Below are 15428 nucleotides of genomic sequence, written 5' to 3'. Positions count from 1 at the left end.
GTACACGCGTGCTCTCAAGCGTAGTCGCCAGGACTGACACCGAGTGCAGAGACTGGTTGACAGCCTCGTCCTGCGGGTAGCATCGAGGGCATGACAAACGTGCGTATGTGGTTCGATCCGACCTGCCCGTGGGCATGGATGACGTCTCGCTGGCTCGGCGAGGTCGCCGAAGTCCGCGGCTTCGACGTCGACTGGCGAGTGATGTCGCTCGCAGTGCTCAACGAAGGGCGCGATCTGCCCGCCGAGTACATGGAGAAGATGCCCCGCTCGATGCGTCTGACCCGTCTGGTCATCGCAGCCCGCGAGACCGCTGGCCAAGACAAGGTCAAGCCCCTGTACGACGCGCTCGGCACGCGACTGCACCCGGGCCGCGAGAGCGACCTCGACGTCGTGATCCCAGCGGCTCTCGAAGAGGCTGGGCTGCCGGCCGAGCTCGCGGTCGAGACCGACCAGTACGACGACCTGCTGCGCGCCAGCCACCAGGAGGCGATCGACCTCGTCGGCGACGAAGTCGGCACACCGGTGATCTCGGTCGACGGCACCGCCTTCTTCGGCCCCGTCGTCTCGCCGGCTCCGACCGGTGACGATGCGCTCAAGCTGTTCGACGGCATCGTCGCCGCAGCGAGCGTCGAGTCATTCTTCGAGCTGAAGCGCAGCCGCACCCGCGGCCCGCAGTTCTAGGGGAGCACGGATGCGCATCCACGTCGCGACAGACCATGCAGGGTTCGAGTACTCGAAGGAGCTGATCGCCCACCTCACCGAGGCAGGGCACGACTGCGTCGACCACGGCCCGACCGAGTACGACGCGCTCGACGACTACCCGTCGTTCTGCATTCGCGCGGCCCAGGCCGTGGTTGCAGACCAGCAGGCCGGCGTCATGGCGCTCGGCGTCGTCTTCGGCGGCTCCGGCAACGGCGAGCAGATGGCGGCGAACAAGGTCGAGGGCGTTCGCGCGGCCCTGGTCTGGAATGAGGCCACCGCCGCGCTCGCCCGCGAGCACAACGACGCGAATGTGATCGCAGTCGGCGCCCGCCAGCACTCGAGCGAAGAGATGCTGCAGCTCATCGACACCTTCATCGCGACTCCGTTCAGCGGAGAAGAGCGGCACACGCGCCGCATCCAGCAGATCTTTCGATTCGAGTCTGCCGGCGAGCTCGTCGACTGATGCCCGAGGGTCACACGATCCATCGCATCGCCCGGCAGTTCAGCGCGAACTTCGTCGGGCGGCGCGCGAGCGTCACGAGCCCGCAGGGGCGATTCGCCGTCGGTGCGGCAGAGCTCGACGGTCAGCAGATGACGGATGCGCGGGCAGTCGGCAAGCACCTCCTGCTGCAGTTCGGAGGCGATTGGCTGCACGTGCACCTCGGCATCTACGGCGCCTGGGACTTCTCGGGCGAGATCAGATCCGACGCCTCGCTGTACCTCGTCGGCGGCAAGGCGTCTGAGCACACGGCCGCTGGCGCAGACGGCGAGAACGAGGATTCGCTCCACTCGATCGGCGCCCCGCGCAAGAGCAGGGTGCGGATGGGCGAGCGCGAAACCGGCGCTGCACTGACGACCTGGCCGCCAGAGCCCGTCGGACAGGTGCGTGCGCGCATCCTCACTGAGACGACGCTTGCCGACCTTCGCGGCCCGACCGTCTGCGAGGTGATCGACGACGACGGCGTGACTGCGCTGATTCAGCGGCTCGGTCCCGATCCGCTTGCTCCGTTCGAGACGCATGCGCAGGCGCAGAGGCGCTTCGTCGATCGTCTGCGACGGTCGCGCCAGCCGGTCGGCCAGCTGCTGATGGACCAGTCTGTCGTGGCCGGAATCGGCAACATCTACCGGGCCGAGATGCTGTTTCGGGCGCGCATGTCACCGCACCGACCAGGTGCGAAGGTCACCGTCGAAGAGGCCGAGAGCCTGTGGCGCGACTGGGTGAGGCTGCTGAAGATCGGCGTCGAGACCGGGCTCATGCTCACGATGAGCGGTCTTCGCGGCAAGGCCAAGCAGGATGCGATCGACAACCGCGAGGATCGCCACTGGGTCTACAAGCGCGAGGGGCTGCCGTGCCGAGTGTGCGGCACCGCGGTGTCGCTCGAGACGATGCAGCAGCGCAAGCTCTACTGGTGCCCGAGCTGCCAGCAGTGACGGATCACTCCCAGACGTAGAAGGTCTTTCGCCCGTCGGGTGAGATGACTGCGTTGCCCTCCGGCGAGTTGACCGGCACGTACACAGACATGTGCCCGGTGAAGGTCTGACCGGGTGCGATGCTGCTCACGTAGCCGAGGTCATTCGAGTAGTCGCCGTAGCTCGGGCCCGAGTTCTGATCGAACATGGGGCCGTTCTCTGGCTGGTAGCCGAGCATCATGTCGTAGTAGGGGTGCGACTCGATGGCTCCGACATTCTCGATCCGCAGCTCGATCGTCACCGATCGCTCGCCTTCGGGAATGTCGTTGCCGTAGCTGATGACGGCCATGTCGTCATCGTCGATGACGCCCGTGACAGTGACCTCCCACGTCGAGCCGTGCGAGGTGTGCATCGTGACGGTGTCGCCGAGGTCGACGGTGCCGGGTGCGTCTGTCGGCACCGGTGGAGTCGACGGGCCCGGGGTCGAGGGCGGGTCGTCGAGGTTCGAGAAGACCGGAGGGGCTGAGTCGCTTGCGACCGGAATGCTGGGGTCGGTCGGCGTCGTCGGGGGAGTCGCCAGGCATGCCGCCAGCAGGCCTGTCGAGCACACTGCAACCAGCAGCGCGCCGAGTCGAACCGAACCCCGAGTCCTCGATTTGGTCATGGGGTTCACGCTAGCGCCAGAACCTGGGCAGAAGCTTGCCTAGAGCCGTGAGAGTGCCGCAGTGACGGCTTCTGCGATCGCCGCGTAGCCGTCGTCATTGGGGTGCACGCCGTCTGCCGCGATCAGAGCAGGGTCGGTCAGGGGCAGGCCGGTGTCGATGTACGACACGTTCGCCTCCTCGGCTGCGGAGCGAATCGACTCGACGATCTGCGAGAACTCGAAGGGCGGCTCTGACGCGTCCCACCACGGCGAGAGCACCAGCACGCTCGTCTCTGGCAGCTGCTCGGTGAGCTGTGTGAACAGCTCGAGCGCCTCCTGGCGGACGAGGGCGGGGTCTTGCCCGACATCGTTGCGTCCGCCCGAGATGATGATGACGTCCGGGCTCTGCTCGACAATGTCAGCTACCCGGTCGCCGTATGCCAGGCGCTGTTCGCCCTCGATGAACGGGGCAGCGACGTAGCCGGTGCCGCCCCACCCGAAGTTGCTCTCGCTCCAGCCAGCGGATTCGGCGACGAGTGAAGTCCAACGCTGGTCTTCAGCGCTTGATCCAGCCCCCGTTGTGTATGAGTCCCCCAGGAACGCAACCGTCAGGGGTTCCTCTACTGCTTCAGATGCGCTGGGTGACTCAGTAGGCGTCGTGGTCGGTGCGCTGACAGAGGGAGAGACGTAGTCGCTCTCGGGAGGCGTGCGATGTGACTGGATCAGGATGAGCCATGCGCCGGCGGTGAGTGCCGCGAGCAGCAGGATGCCGACGATGCGAATAGTGTCGCGTAGGTTTGCGCGCAGAAACGAGATCACAGAAGTGATCTTCCCACAGAAACCACAACGGGTGCAGGGCAGAACAGCACGATTGGGCAACGAAAATTGCCCCTGATCCAAGATCAGGGGCAATTCGCAGAGCGGGTGACGAGAATCGAACTCGCACAGCCAGTTTGGAAGACTGGAACTCTACCATTGAGCTACACCCGCAGGGCCAGCGTCGCGCCGACCGCACCACTCTACCCCAATTCCGGACAGGTTTCGATCAGCGGCGACACGCGCAGGGCGAACTTGCGGGTAGACTTGCGCGGGTGCCCGTTTGGTCGGGCACTGTTCGGGGCGTAGCTCAGTTTGGTAGAGCACCCGTTTTGGGGGCGGGAAGTCGCAGGTTCGAATCCTGTCGCCCCGACGACAGAAGCACAGTCCATCGACCTTTAGGAGAGACGTGAAGACTGAAGTCGAGAAGATCGACGAGACGCGCGTGAAGCTCAGCATCTTTGTTGAGCCGAGCGAGCTCAAGCCGTACATGGACGAGGCCTACCAGGCGATTGCCGAGCAGGTTGCTGTTCCCGGCTTCCGCAAGGGCAAGGTTCCGGCCCCCATCATCGACCAGCGCGTCGGACGCGAAGCCGTCATCTCCGAGGCAGTCAACGCCGGTCTTGACGACTTCTACCGTCAGGGCGTCGAAGAGGCAGACGTTCGTCCGATCGGCCGCCCCGCGGCTGACATCGCCGAGGTGCCCGACGCCAAGACGCTTGAGGGCAGCCTCAAGATCGTCGTCGAGGTCGACGTTCGTCCCGAGTTTGAGCTTCCGGCTCTCGAGGGACGCAAGGTCACCGTCGATGCCGCTGAGGTCACCGACGCAGAGATCGACACCGAGCTCGACGAGCTTCGCGGTCGCTTCGGCACGCTCGTGACCGTCGACCGCCCGGCTGCCAAGGGCGACTTCCTGCAGCTCGACCTCACCGCGACCATCGACGGCGCTGTCGTCGACAACGCGAGCGGCATCTCCTACGAGCTCGGCTCGGGTGAGCTGCTCGACGGCATCGATGACGCAGTCGAGACGCTGACAGCTGACGAAGAGACCACGTTCTCGTCGACGCTCGTCGGCGGCGACCACGCCGGCAAGGAGGCCGAGGTCTCGGTCAAGGTGCTGGCAGTCAAGGAGCGCGAGCTTCCTGAGGCAGACGACGACTTCGCGCAGATGGCATCGGCCCAGGACACCCTGGCCGAGCTCCGCGACGAGCTCAAGCAGCAGGTCTCGCGTCGCAAGTCGTTCGGCCAGGCCGACGAGGCGCGCAAGAAGCTGCAGGACGACCTCGTCGAAGAGTCGGGCATCCCCACTCCGACCAAGATGATCGAAGACGAGGTGCACCGTCACCTCGAGGGCGAGGGCCGCCTCGAAGACGACGTGCACCGCGCAGAGGTCGCCGAGCAGACCGAGACTGTGATCAAGAGCCAGATCCTGTTCGACCGCATCGCCGAGGAGAAGAGCCTCGAGGTCACGAACGAAGAGCTCACGCAGTACATCGTGCAGATGGCATCGCAGTACGGCATGCCTCCTCAGGACCTCGTCGAGACCCTGCAGCAGAACGGCCAGATGAACGTCGTCATGGCTGACCTGCTCCGCGGCAAGACGCTTTCGTACGTGCTCAGCAAGAGCACCGTGGTCGACAGCGAGGGCAACGAGATCGACATGAGCGACTTCGTGCCCGACTTCGACGCGAAGAGCGAAGAGCAGACCGAAGAGGCCTAGTCTCAGCGCTCTGCCGTAACACGGTGCGCCCGCGGCGAACACAGCCGCGGGCGCACCGTTGTTTTCTCTAGTGTTGATCCAGACGAACCTAAGGAGATCCCCGTGGCTGAACCACTAATGCAACCTTCAGTCTTCGACAGGCTGTTGCGCGATCGCATCATCTGGGTGGGCGAAGAGGTCCGCGACGACATGGCAAACGAGATCTGCGCAAAGATCCTGCTCCTCGCCGCAGAAGACCAGAACAAAGACATCTACCTGTACATCAACTCTCCCGGTGGCTCGATCACCGCGGGCATGGCGATCTACGACACGATGCAGTTCGTTCCGAACGACATCGTCACCGTCGGCATCGGCATGGCTGCTTCTATGGGCCAGCTGCTGCTGACGGCCGGCACCAAGGGCAAGCGCTACATCACGCCGAACGCCCGTGTTCTGCTGCACCAGCCGCACGGCGGCTTCGGCGGCACCTCGAGCGACATCCAGACGCAGGCGCAGCTCATCCTCGACATGAAGAAGCGCCTCGCTGAGATCACTGCCGAGCGCACGGGCAAGACCGTCGAGCAGATCAACGCAGACGGTGACCGTGACCGCTGGTTCTCGGCTGAAGAGGCGCTCGAGTACGGATTCGTCGATCACCTGCGGGCTTCCGCGGCAGACGTCGCCGGCGGCGGCGGAACGGAACAGGAGTAGTGACCATGCAGACCCCGAACTTCTCTAGCGCAGGCAACGCCTTGCAGATGCCCGGCAGCCGATACATCCTGCCGAGCTTCGAAGAGCGCACCGCCTACGGCTACAAGCGCCAGGACCCATACGCGAAGCTGTTCGAAGACCGCATCATCTTCCTCGGTGTGCAGGTCGACGACGCGTCCGCTGACGATGTCATGGCGCAGCTGCTCGTGCTCGAGTCGCAAGACCCCGACCGCGACATCATCATGTACATCAACTCGCCCGGCGGCTCGTTCACAGCCATGACGGCGATCTACGACACGATGCAGTACATCCGCCCGAACGTGCAGACGGTCTGCCTCGGCCAGGCTGCTTCGGCAGCTGCCGTGCTGCTGGCTGCTGGCGAGCCCGGCAAGCGCCTTGCTCTGCCGAATGCGCGCATCCTGATCCACCAGCCCGCAACGAGCGACGCTGGCCGCGGCCAGGCATCCGACATCGAGATCCAGGCCCGCGAGGTGCTCCGCATGCGCGGCTGGCTCGAGCAGACGCTCGCTGACCACTCGAAGCAGACGGTCGAGAAGGTCTCCGAAGACATCGAGCGTGACACGTTCCTGTCGGCTCAGGAGGCTCTCGAGTACGGTCTGATCGACCAGGTGCTCAGCCGCAAGCAGCCCGGAGTCGCCGAGTAGTTCAGCGTCGACCCCGCAGACAGAACCCCCGGCTCAGGTCGGGGGTTCTGTCGTATGACAAGGTGGGATGCGCGGTGCCAGACGAAGGGAGGCCCACATGCGTTCCAAGTGGTTCATAGTCGCACTTGCGGCAGTCTTCCTCGTGATCAGCTTTGCGCTGGGCTCTGTGGGGCTCGGCGACTTCCCGCTGCTGCGATGGGGGTCGATGCTTCTGGTGCCCGTCATCGCGGTCGTCGCGCTGCTGGTGCTCGGCAGAAAGTCGCGTGGTCGCGGAGACGACGCTGACGAGCGCTGATGGATTCAGTCGCGGGGGATGAGCCCCATGCGGTGCGCGAGGATGACTGCCTGAACTCGGTCGCGGGCCTCGAGCTTTGCGAGCACGCGTCCGACGTGTGTCTTCACCGTCGATTCGCTGACGAACAGCTCGGCACCGATCTCGGCGTTGGTGAGGCCTCGGCCGATGGCCAGAAACACCTCGCGCTCCCGTTCGGTGAGGTGATCGAGTGCGGGCGTCGCCGGATCTTCAGCGGGCAGGCTCTTGCCGAACAGGTCGAGCATCCGCCGCGTCACGCGGGGCGAGAGCGACGCGTCTCCGGCGTGCGCGCTGCGAATCGCGGCAGTGAGCTCTCGCGGATGCGCGTCCTTCAGCAGGAATCCGCTCGCTCCCGCGCGCACGGCAGAGAACGCGTACTCGTCGAGGTCGAACGTCGTGAGCACGACAACCCTGACATCAGGGTGCGCCCCGATGATGCGCTCTGTGGCCTCGATGCCGTCCATCTGCGGCATCCGCACATCCATCAGCACCACGTCGGGCCTGCGCGACTCGACCATGCGAATGGCCTCTTCGCCGTTGTTCGCCTCGCCGACGATCTCGATGTCGGCCTCGGCATTCAGCACCATCGTGAAGCCCATGCGGATGAGGGGCTGGTCGTCGACGATCAGCACTCGGATGGTGTCGGTCACGCGCTTGCTCCTTCGGGTTCGGTCTGCTTCGGAAACTGTGCCGACAGACGCCAGTGCCCCGCGGGCGTGGGGCCGGCCTCGAACTCGCCGCCGAGCGCAGCAACGCGTTCGGCGAGCCCCTGCAGGCCGAGTCCCGAGCCGAGCGACGGGGCCGCTGCCTTCACTCCGTCGTTGCCGATGCTGACGCTGATCGTGTCGCCGGTGTAGTCGGATTCGACGCGCACCCAGGTCGCGTCGGGGGCGTACCGCATGACGTTGGTCAGCCCCTCCTGCACGATTCTGCGCACGGCGAGGCGCTGCAGATCAGTGCCTGACGGGGCTCCCTTGACCGTGTACGACACGGGAACACCCGCGGCGACGGCAGTCTTGATGATGTCTTCGGGGGTCGATCCGAGCAGCGGCATGCGATCGCTGTGCTCGTGCGTTCCAGGCGCCTCGCGGAGCACTCCCAGCATGACGCGCATCTGGTCGAGGGCGTCGCGTGCAGTGTCGGCGATCGCTCGGTTCGCCTGTTTGGCGCTGCTCGCGTCGTGTGTGGCGTGCGCGCCCTCGGCGAGGGTGACCACGACCGCCAGCGAGTGCGACACGATGTCGTGCATCTCGCGGGCGATGCGCGTGCGCTCGGCTGCGGCCGCGAGCTCGGCCTGCTGGTCACGCTCTCTGGCCAGCTGGCGAGACCTGTCGATGAGCGCTTCGACATACCGCTTGCGGCTGCCGACGTTCGTGCCGACGAGTGTGCCGACGAGCAGCATCGTGGCGTTGCCGACGACCCCGGGAATGCCCTCGCCCGCTGGCACGGAGCTGAAGACCATCCATGCGGTGGCGACCGCCGCATTCGCTGCGACGGTGATGCCCAGTGCCCACAGTGCCGCGCGGTTGCTGCGATACACGGCAACCGCGTAGATCGCGAAGGTCGGCGCGAGCCCCACGATCGCTCCTGAGATATCGGGGCTCGTGAGCACGAGCGGCGATGCGGCCACGGCGAGGACGATCAGCGGATGGCGTCGCCTCCACAGCAGGCACAGCGCCGTGATGAGCATGAGCACGAGGATCAGTGCCGACACTGCCGGCCCGGGCGGCTCGAAGACCTGGCCGAGGATGAATGTCGGCCCGACGAACAGCAGCGTGATGATGAACAGCAGCGTGATGATGACCAGCGCGACGTCTGCCAGGCGCGGGTGCCTGGCCCAGAACGCCCTGATCACTCCCGGCGCGCGCGGCAGACGAAGATCGTCCTCGGCAGATGCGCTGCCGAGGACGATCTTCGCGCCTTCTGTCATGTGGTCGACTTTACGCGTCGCGACTCTTCAGCACCGCGATGCCGCCCGCCAGGGCCGCGAGAGGCCAGGCGATGATGGCGATCAGCCCAGGAGCTGTGTCGAGCGCCTCACCGCTCATCGGCGAACCCATGAACAGCGACTGTCCGGCGTTCGACGGCAGGTACGAAGCGAGCTGGTGCACCCAGTCGAAGGTCTCGGTCATCGGAAAGAACAGCACCAGAACGGGCGCGACGAACACGATGCCGATGCCGACGGCGAGGGCGCCGGGGCCGTTTCTGATGATGTAGCCGAACCCGACACCGAGTGCGCTGAGCAGTGCGAGGTACAGGGCTGCGGCGAGCAGCGGCATGAGCGAGGAGTCGATGTCTGAGAAGTCGACTCCGCCGTTCGGCAGGATCGGTGCGGTGATGAGCGCGGCGAGGGCGAACACGATCAGGCTGAACACGAACATCGTGACTGAGACCACGAGGGCCTTCGCCAGCAGTGATCGGATGCGGTCAGGTGCGGCGGTGATCGTCGACCTGATCATGCCGGTCGAGTACTCGCCGGTCACGTTGATCGTGCCGATGATGACCGCCAGCAGCTGGGTCAGGACTGTTGCGAACACGATGACGACCACCGCATCCGCGTTGGCCTGCTCTGCCGTGGTCGCTGCCGGCATGTCGTCTCCGAAGCTCGCGATCGCGGATGCCTGCAGCAGGCTGAGGCCGACGGAGACGACTGCGACGAGTGCGAGCGACCACCAGGTCGACCGCAGAGTGGTGAACTTGATCCATTCGGAGCGGACGAGCCGCAGAAAGCTCAGGCGGCCACGCGACTCCGGCGGGGCCAGCTTGGGTCGCTCCTGCTCGGTGTCGGGGAGGGCGGATGCGGGGGCGGCGGTGTTCATCGGACTTCCTTCGTCTTGTACTCGACCTGGTCGCCCGTGAGCTTGAGATAAGCGTCTTCGAGGGTTCCGGTCGTGGGCGTCAGCTCGTGGAGGGGGAGTGACCGTGCGGCAGCGAGCTCGCCGATCTCGGCGGCGGTCGCACCGTTGATGTCGAGGTATCCGTTGCCGCGACTGGTGACGCTGACGGTGTCGCTCGCGGCAGCCTCGGCGATCTCGCGGGCACGCGGTGAGCGCACCCTGACGCTCTTCGTCGTCCACTGCTCGACGATGTCTGCCAGTGGCGCATCCGCCAGAACCCGACCGCGGCCGAGGATGATCAGGTGGTCTGCTGTCAGCGCCATCTCGCTCATGAGGTGGCTGGAGAGCAGCACGGCCCTGCCCTCTGATGCGGCGTGACGCACGAAGCGTCGCACCCACATGACTCCTTCGGGGTCGAGGCCGTTCACGGGCTCGTCGAGGATGAGCGTGTGCGGATCGCCGAGCAAGGCGGCTGCGATGCCGAGGCGCTGGCCCATGCCGAGCGAGAAGCCTCCGGCGCGCTTGCGAGCCACGCTCGTGAGGCCGGTGATCTCGATCACCTCGTCGACGCGCGAACGGCGGATGCCGTGTGTGGCGGCCATCGAGCGCAGGTGGTTCACGGCGCTGCGGCCGGTGTGCACGGCCTTGGCGTCGAGCAGCACGCCGACTTCTGTGAGCGGGGAGCGGAGGCTGCTGTACGAGCGGCCGTCAATGGAGACGCTGCCGGAGGTCGGACGGTCGAGTCCGACGATCATGCGCATCGTGGTGGACTTGCCGGCACCGTTCGGCCCGAGGAATCCCGTGACCTTTCCGGGTGCGACAGTGAAGCTGACATCTGAGACGGCCTGCTTCTGGCCGAATCTCTTGGTGAGGTGCTCTGCAACGATCATGCTTCAACGCTATTGCGAGGCGCCTGTGCACTGCGTCGACCGCAAGGATGGTTGTGCCGCCTCAGCACTCATACCCAGGTACCACCGCCCGCGCAGCGCTTCACAGCCGAAGCTCGAGCCCGTGCCATCGCTCGCGCAGCCAGCGGTCGTGGCTGGCGACGACCACGACTCCCGGATACTCGACGAGGGCCTCCTCCAGCTGCGTCACCAGCAGCAGCGAGAGGTGGTTCGTCGGCTCGTCGAGCAGCAGCACGTCGGGTGCGGCAGCGAGCACTGCTGCCAGGGCCACGCGCTGCACCTGACCGCGACTGAGCTGAGCCACCGGACGCCGAGCGTCGCGTTCGGCGAGCAGGCCGAAGTCTGCCAGTGGCACGCGGCTGGCGAGCCGAGGTCCCACAGCATCTTCGTACGCCTGCTGCGCGCTGCGGTCAGGCCCGCGCTCGTGAGGGTCTGGCAGCTGGGCATCCTGCGAGAGCAGGCCGATGCGCTGCCTGGGTGCGGTCTGCACTGATCCGCCAGTCGGCTGCAGCCTACCGGCGAGCACGTGCAGCAGCGTCGACTTGCCAGAGCCGTTGGCGCCGGTCACGAGCAGGTGCTCACCGCTCGACATCGAGACGGTCGTCGGCAGCAGGCGGCCTTCGACTGCCACGTCGGCAGCAGTCAGCACCGGGCCCGCGGCAGCCAACGTCGTGCGCCAGGGGATGCCAGCGAAGCTCAGCTCGCGCGGCGGCTTCTGAATCTGATCCTGCTCCAGTCGGTCGAGCTTCGCGCGCACGTCATTCACCCGCCGAGCCACGGTCTTGGCGTTGCGGTCGGCATAGAACTTCTTCGAAGCGCGTGCTTCTGTGCGGGGGCCGCGTTCGGGATGACCGTGCGTCTGGCTCTCGCTGACTCCGGCGCGCAGGCGTCTCAGCTGCGCCTGCTCGTCGTCGTGCTGTCGCTGCCACCGCGCTCGCGCATCCGCCCTCGCCGCCAGGTACGCCGTGTAGGTGCCGGTGAACCGCGTCACGCCCATGCCCGCTGCCGGGCTGTCTTGCGACGGGTCGAGGTCGATGAGGCCGGTTGCGACATCGTCGAGGAACGCGCGGTCGTGACTCGCCATGACGACCGGGCCCTGCCTGTCGCGGAGCACACCGGCGAGAAACGCGGATGCGGCGTCGTCGAGGTGGTTCGTCGGCTCGTCGAGCAGCAGCACATCGGGGTCGCCGAGCAGCAGCGCGGCGAGAGCAGTGCGAGACCGCTGGCCGCCCGAGAGCGTGCCAACGGGGGAGTCGAGCGCGATGCCGCCCAGGCCGAGGCCGCTGAGAGCCCGCTCGATTCGTGCATCGAGCCCCCATGGGTCGAGTCGCTCTGCCTGATCGAGCGCCGCAGCGTACTCGAGCTGCGCGGCCGGGTCGTCGGCGTGCTCGGCCAGCAGCGCGGCTGCGGTCTCGAGGGCGTCACCGGCGGCACGGATGCGCGCCACAGCGTCGTCGAGCACGCTGCGAACGTCGGCGCCCGGTGCGAACTCCGGCTCTTGGCGCAGCATGCCGATGCTCGGCTCGCTGCTGCCTCGGAGGTGCACCGACACCGTGCCGGAGTCGGGTCGGAGGTCACCTGCGATGACGTTGAGCAGCGTCGACTTGCCTGACCCGTTCTCGCCGATCAGTCCGGTTCTCGACCCTGATGCGGCCGAGAAGCTGATGTCGGTGAGCACGCGTCTGCCTGCGAATGACAGCGAGACGCCGTCGACGGAGATGTGAGCGGATGCGGCAATCGTGCCGCCGGAGACGAAAGACATGAGGTGTCCAGAGATCGATTCGAGCTCTGCCGGGCGTATGCCTCAGGCGCAGAACGTGGTCGATGCTCAGTGCTTCACGTCAGCGACGCTAGCAGTGGTGCAGCCTCGCGCTCAACCCCTACCGGTCGACTTCGGGAGCCCCGTCGTCGTTCGCACGGTTGTCTTCGATCTGACGGCGGGCCTTGACCCAGTTGCCGATGATGACGCCGACGATCAGTGCGAGCAGCGCGATCGAGATGACTGCGAACGCCCAGCCGGGGAGTCCGGCGTCTTCTTCGCCTGTGGTCTCGGAGTCGGATGCGGTGGCATCCTCGGTCGCGTCTTCTTCGGCTGCGTCTTCGGTCGCCGCGTCGTCCGTGGGCTCGGCCTCTGTCGCCTCTTCTGTGGCTTCAGTCGACTCTTCAGCTGCTCCGCACGTCGGCGCCTCGGCCTGCGCCTCTGCGGCGGCGAAGTCTGCTTCCGGCTCCCACGTGAAGTTGAAGGTGTCGGAGACCGCGTGGGTGTCTGAGGAGACGACGGTGTACGAGAACGTGTACTCGCCGGCCTCGCCGAGCGCGGGCTCGATGCTCGCGGTGGTGCCGTCGACCGTGACGCATCCGTCGCCGTAGTAGTTGCCCTCTGCATCCTGGATGTAGAGCACATTCGCCGTCTCGACGCCCGCCACCTGCAGGATGTCTTCGTTCATCGTGACCGAGAACGATTCGGGTGCCTCGGTCAGTGTGTCGCCGTTCGAGACCGTGGAGTCGACGACAGCCGCGTGAGCGGGGAGGATGGCGACGGAGAACATGGCGAGAGCGGCGAGAATCTGCATGACTCCAGCCTACTTCGTGTAACAAACCGGTGTGCCTGCAACTCGTGTCACTGGCAGCCGATAACCTCGAAGCAGACTTTCTTGGAGGTGTTTCAGTGGCACGACTTGGTGAGAGCAGCGATCTGCTCAAGTGCACATTCTGCGGCAAGAGCCAGAAACAGGTGCAGCAGCTGATCGCAGGGCCTGCGGTCTACATCTGTGACGAGTGCGTAGAGCTCTGCAACGAGATCATCGCCGAGCGCTCGGCGGCCGAGACCGACAGCGAGACCCACGAGGAGTTCACGCTGCCGAAGCCGCGCGAGATCTTCGCGGCGCTCGACGAGTACGTCATCGGGCAGGACCGCGCGAAGCGGGCGCTCTCGGTTGCCGTCTACAACCACTACAAGCGGCTGCAGGAGTCGAAGCAGATCTCCAGCGCCGAAGAGGCCAGCGAGCAGGTCGAGATCGCGAAGTCGAACATCCTCATGGTCGGGCCCACGGGCTCGGGCAAGTCGTACCTCGCGTCGACGCTCGCACGCAAGCTGAATGTGCCGTTCGCGGTCGCCGATGCGACAGCCCTCACTGAGGCGGGCTACGTCGGCGAAGATGTCGAGAACATCCTGCTGAAGCTCATCCAGGCTGCCGACGACGACATCAAGCGAGCCGAGCACGGCATCATCTTCATCGACGAGATCGACAAGGTCGCTCGCAAGGCCGAGAACCCATCCATCACCCGCGACGTCTCAGGCGAGGGCGTGCAGCAGGCTCTGCTGAAGATCCTCGAGGGCTCCGTGGCCTCGGTTCCCCCGCAGGGAGGGCGCAAGCACCCCAACAGCGAGTACCTGCAGATCGACACGACGAACATCCTGTTCATCGTCGCCGGCGCCTTCGCAGGGCTCGAAGAGATCATCCGCGGCCGCAGCGGCAAGCAGCGCATCGGCTTCGGTGCGCCCATCGAGGCGAACCGCAATGATCTCGAGCTCTATGACGAGGTCATGCCCGAAGACCTGCACAAGTTCGGTCTGATCCCCGAGTTCATCGGGCGCCTGCCAGTGCTGACGTCAGTCTCGTCGCTTGACCGCGAGGCGCTCGTCGACATCCTGACGGTTCCGCGCAATGCGCTCGTGAAGCAGTATCAGCGCATGTTCGAGATCGATGGCGTTCGCCTCGACTTCGACGATGAGGCGCTGAACGCGATCGCAGACCTCGCCGTCGCTCGCAAGACAGGTGCTCGCGGGCTCCGCGCGATTCTCGAAGACGTGCTGAACCCGGTCATGTTCGACATTCCGTCTGAGCCCGACGTCGTTCGCGTCGTCGTCACGCGCGAGGCCGTCGAAGGAACAGGCAAGCCCGAGATCCTGACGCCAGAAGACCTCGAAGAGCTCAGCGCGTAGCTGCGCACGAAGAAGCGGCCCGGCACAGAGCCGGGCCGCTTCTTCGTGCGTGCTGCTGATTACTCCCAGATGACGGGGTCAGCGCGGTAGTTCTCGTCGCGAGGCGTGTACTGCACGGAGTCGACCTCGGTGCCCTCGGGAGCGAGTGAGATGATGCAGATGTCCTGCGAGGCGTCAGCGCCCCACTCTTCGAGTGCATCTGTGTCGCAGACGTCGAAGCTGCCGATGATGTTGAGCCCCTGTGCGGGCGTGCCGTCGGCAAGACCGCCGAAGGCGTTGGTCAGCAGCGAGCCCTCGAGTGCATCCGATGTCTCGTCGACGCCGGCGACCGAGATCTGAATGTAGAACGGCACGAGGCCATCAGCGCTCTCGCCGAGGTCGAGCTCGGCCAGGTCGTCGACGCTGCCAGCATCGATGCTGTTGACGGTTGCCGAAAGCAGACCGGTGACTCCGTCTTCGCCGTCGACCGGGTGCTCGACAACAGCGGTGTCGCCGATTGCGAGCGTCGTGCCGGGTGCGGTCACATCGCCGTTCGACTCAGCCTGCTCCTCCTGCGTCTCTTCTGGAGCAGCGGTTGTCTCTTCGACAGCGGTCTCTTCAGCGGGTGCTTCTTCTGGTTCGCCTGAACATGCGGAAACCAGCAGCGCGCTGGCGGCGATGGCGCCGACTGCGAACAGCTTCTTGCGAGATGCCATGGGTCATCCTCCTGATTGTGCGGACACACCGAGACTAATGTGTGCGAGAAAAGTGTTCCCGAGCGCAGGTGGAGCGTCGCTGG

17 protein-coding genes and 2 tRNA genes are annotated in these 15428 nt (G+C 65.8%); 9 read left to right on the top strand and 10 right to left on the bottom strand.

Going from position 1 to position 15428, the window contains the following annotated elements:
- Nucleotides 1-90 precede the first annotated feature (90 nt).
- Genes CZ674_RS09465 through CZ674_RS09455 form a run of 3 tightly spaced genes read left to right on the top strand, consistent with a single transcriptional unit; the run spans nt 91 to nt 2133 of the window.
- Nucleotides 91-681 carry a mycothiol-dependent nitroreductase Rv2466c family protein gene (locus CZ674_RS09465; RefSeq protein ID WP_086992271.1) on the top strand — a complete coding sequence of 197 codons (591 nt, stop codon included), beginning with the start codon at nt 91-93 and terminating at the stop codon, nt 679-681.
- A gap of 10 nt (nt 682-691) precedes the next feature.
- Complete coding sequence (locus tag CZ674_RS09460; protein WP_086992270.1) at nt 692-1165, top strand: ribose-5-phosphate isomerase; 474 nt, start codon at nt 692-694, stop codon at nt 1163-1165.
- The gene (locus CZ674_RS09455) at nt 1165-2133 is read left to right on the top strand and encodes an Fpg/Nei family DNA glycosylase (protein ID WP_086992269.1); all 969 of its coding nucleotides are present in this window, start codon (nt 1165-1167) and stop codon (nt 2131-2133) included. The genes CZ674_RS09460 and CZ674_RS09455 overlap by 1 nt, the downstream gene beginning before the upstream one ends.
- 4 nt (nt 2134-2137) lie before the next feature.
- Here the strand turns inward: CZ674_RS09455 and CZ674_RS09450 are convergent, their stop codons facing one another.
- The 3 genes from CZ674_RS09450 to CZ674_RS09440 all read right to left on the bottom strand — a co-directional run bounded on the left by CZ674_RS09450 (nt 2138) and on the right by CZ674_RS09440 (nt 3745).
- A complete protein-coding gene (locus CZ674_RS09450; protein ID WP_086992268.1) occupies nt 2138-2776 on the bottom strand; it encodes a hypothetical protein in 639 nt (212 codons plus the stop codon).
- A gap of 39 nt (nt 2777-2815) precedes the next feature.
- The gene (locus tag CZ674_RS09445; RefSeq protein ID WP_159456953.1) at nt 2816-3574 is read right to left on the bottom strand and encodes an SGNH/GDSL hydrolase family protein; all 759 of its coding nucleotides are present in this window, start codon (nt 3572-3574) and stop codon (nt 2816-2818) included.
- 100 nt (nt 3575-3674) lie between these two features.
- Nucleotides 3675-3745 (bottom strand) — tRNA-Gly (locus CZ674_RS09440).
- A 125-nt stretch (nt 3746-3870) separates the two neighbouring features.
- Here CZ674_RS09440 and CZ674_RS09435 point away from each other — a divergent pair.
- The 5 genes from CZ674_RS09435 to CZ674_RS09415 all read left to right on the top strand — a co-directional run bounded on the left by CZ674_RS09435 (nt 3871) and on the right by CZ674_RS09415 (nt 6941).
- A tRNA-Pro gene (locus CZ674_RS09435) sits at nt 3871-3944 on the top strand.
- A 36-nt stretch (nt 3945-3980) separates the two neighbouring features.
- A complete protein-coding gene (tig, locus tag CZ674_RS09430; RefSeq protein ID WP_086992266.1) occupies nt 3981-5291 on the top strand; it encodes a trigger factor in 1311 nt (436 codons plus the stop codon).
- 102 nt (nt 5292-5393) lie between these two features.
- A complete protein-coding gene (locus CZ674_RS09425) occupies nt 5394-5981 on the top strand; it encodes an ATP-dependent Clp protease proteolytic subunit (protein ID WP_327078620.1) in 588 nt (195 codons plus the stop codon).
- Between the two features lie 5 nt (nt 5982-5986).
- On the top strand, nt 5987-6646 hold the full coding sequence (locus CZ674_RS09420; RefSeq protein ID WP_086992337.1) for an ATP-dependent Clp protease proteolytic subunit: 660 nt from the start codon (nt 5987-5989) through the stop codon (nt 6644-6646).
- 97 nt (nt 6647-6743) lie between these two features.
- A complete protein-coding gene (locus CZ674_RS09415) occupies nt 6744-6941 on the top strand; it encodes a hypothetical protein (protein WP_086992264.1) in 198 nt (65 codons plus the stop codon).
- Between the two features lie 5 nt (nt 6942-6946).
- Here the strand turns inward: CZ674_RS09415 and CZ674_RS09410 are convergent, their stop codons facing one another.
- From CZ674_RS09410 to CZ674_RS09385, 6 genes are all read right to left on the bottom strand, one after another.
- Complete coding sequence (locus CZ674_RS09410; RefSeq protein WP_086992263.1) at nt 6947-7609, bottom strand: response regulator; 663 nt, start codon at nt 7607-7609, stop codon at nt 6947-6949.
- Nucleotides 7606-8889, bottom strand: coding sequence for a sensor histidine kinase (locus tag CZ674_RS09405; protein ID WP_086992262.1), 1284 nt, complete (start codon nt 8887-8889; stop codon nt 7606-7608). The genes CZ674_RS09410 and CZ674_RS09405 overlap by 4 nt, the downstream gene beginning before the upstream one ends.
- Before the next feature lie 10 nt (nt 8890-8899).
- Complete coding sequence (locus CZ674_RS09400) at nt 8900-9778, bottom strand: ABC transporter permease subunit (RefSeq protein WP_086992261.1); 879 nt, start codon at nt 9776-9778, stop codon at nt 8900-8902.
- Complete coding sequence (locus tag CZ674_RS09395) at nt 9775-10686, bottom strand: ATP-binding cassette domain-containing protein (protein WP_086992260.1); 912 nt, start codon at nt 10684-10686, stop codon at nt 9775-9777. The genes CZ674_RS09400 and CZ674_RS09395 overlap by 4 nt, the downstream gene beginning before the upstream one ends.
- A 100-nt stretch (nt 10687-10786) precedes the next feature.
- A complete protein-coding gene (locus CZ674_RS09390) occupies nt 10787-12466 on the bottom strand; it encodes an ABC-F family ATP-binding cassette domain-containing protein (protein ID WP_086992259.1) in 1680 nt (559 codons plus the stop codon).
- Between the two features lie 118 nt (nt 12467-12584).
- Complete coding sequence (locus CZ674_RS09385) at nt 12585-13277, bottom strand: copper resistance CopC family protein (RefSeq protein ID WP_086992258.1); 693 nt, start codon at nt 13275-13277, stop codon at nt 12585-12587.
- 95 nt (nt 13278-13372) lie between these two features.
- On the opposite strand from CZ674_RS09385, the gene clpX reads away from it, so the two are divergent.
- Entirely contained in the window at nt 13373-14650 is a 1278-nt protein-coding gene (clpX, locus tag CZ674_RS09380) for an ATP-dependent Clp protease ATP-binding subunit ClpX (RefSeq protein ID WP_086992257.1), read from the top strand.
- A 59-nt stretch (nt 14651-14709) separates the two neighbouring features.
- Here the strand turns inward: clpX and CZ674_RS09375 are convergent, their stop codons facing one another.
- Complete coding sequence (locus CZ674_RS09375; protein WP_086992256.1) at nt 14710-15345, bottom strand: hypothetical protein; 636 nt, start codon at nt 15343-15345, stop codon at nt 14710-14712.
- Nucleotides 15346-15428 lie beyond the last annotated feature (83 nt).

This window comes from Agrococcus casei LMG 22410 (genome assembly GCF_900163565.1).
Lineage (GTDB): Bacteria > Actinomycetota > Actinomycetes > Actinomycetales > Microbacteriaceae > Agrococcus > Agrococcus casei.
Note: the sequence above shows the minus strand (reverse complement) of the source record. Positions and strands in the feature narration are given on the sequence as shown.

Excerpts from the sequence above, each read along its gene's own strand:
- CZ674_RS09465 (WP_086992271.1), top strand. The coding sequence starts at position 91 with ATGACAAACGTGCGTATGTGGTTCGATCCGACCTGCCCGTGGGCATGG.
- CZ674_RS09460 (WP_086992270.1), top strand. The coding sequence starts at position 692 with ATGCGCATCCACGTCGCGACAGACCATGCAGGGTTCGAGTACTCGAAG.
- CZ674_RS09455 (WP_086992269.1), top strand. The coding sequence starts at position 1,165 with ATGCCCGAGGGTCACACGATCCATCGCATCGCCCGGCAGTTCAGCGCG.
- CZ674_RS09450 (WP_086992268.1), bottom strand. The coding sequence starts at position 2,776 with ATGACCAAATCGAGGACTCGGGGTTCGGTTCGACTCGGCGCGCTGCTG.
- CZ674_RS09420 (WP_086992337.1), top strand. The coding sequence starts at position 5,987 with ATGCAGACCCCGAACTTCTCTAGCGCAGGCAACGCCTTGCAGATGCCC.
- CZ674_RS09415 (WP_086992264.1), top strand. The coding sequence starts at position 6,744 with ATGCGTTCCAAGTGGTTCATAGTCGCACTTGCGGCAGTCTTCCTCGTG.
- CZ674_RS09405 (WP_086992262.1), bottom strand. The coding sequence starts at position 8,889 with ATGACAGAAGGCGCGAAGATCGTCCTCGGCAGCGCATCTGCCGAGGAC.
- CZ674_RS09400 (WP_086992261.1), bottom strand. The coding sequence starts at position 9,778 with ATGAACACCGCCGCCCCCGCATCCGCCCTCCCCGACACCGAGCAGGAG.
- CZ674_RS09395 (WP_086992260.1), bottom strand. The coding sequence starts at position 10,686 with ATGATCGTTGCAGAGCACCTCACCAAGAGATTCGGCCAGAAGCAGGCC.
- CZ674_RS09390 (WP_086992259.1), bottom strand. The coding sequence starts at position 12,466 with ATGTCTTTCGTCTCCGGCGGCACGATTGCCGCATCCGCTCACATCTCC.
- CZ674_RS09385 (WP_086992258.1), bottom strand. The coding sequence starts at position 13,277 with ATGCAGATTCTCGCCGCTCTCGCCATGTTCTCCGTCGCCATCCTCCCC.
- CZ674_RS09375 (WP_086992256.1), bottom strand. The coding sequence starts at position 15,345 with ATGGCATCTCGCAAGAAGCTGTTCGCAGTCGGCGCCATCGCCGCCAGC.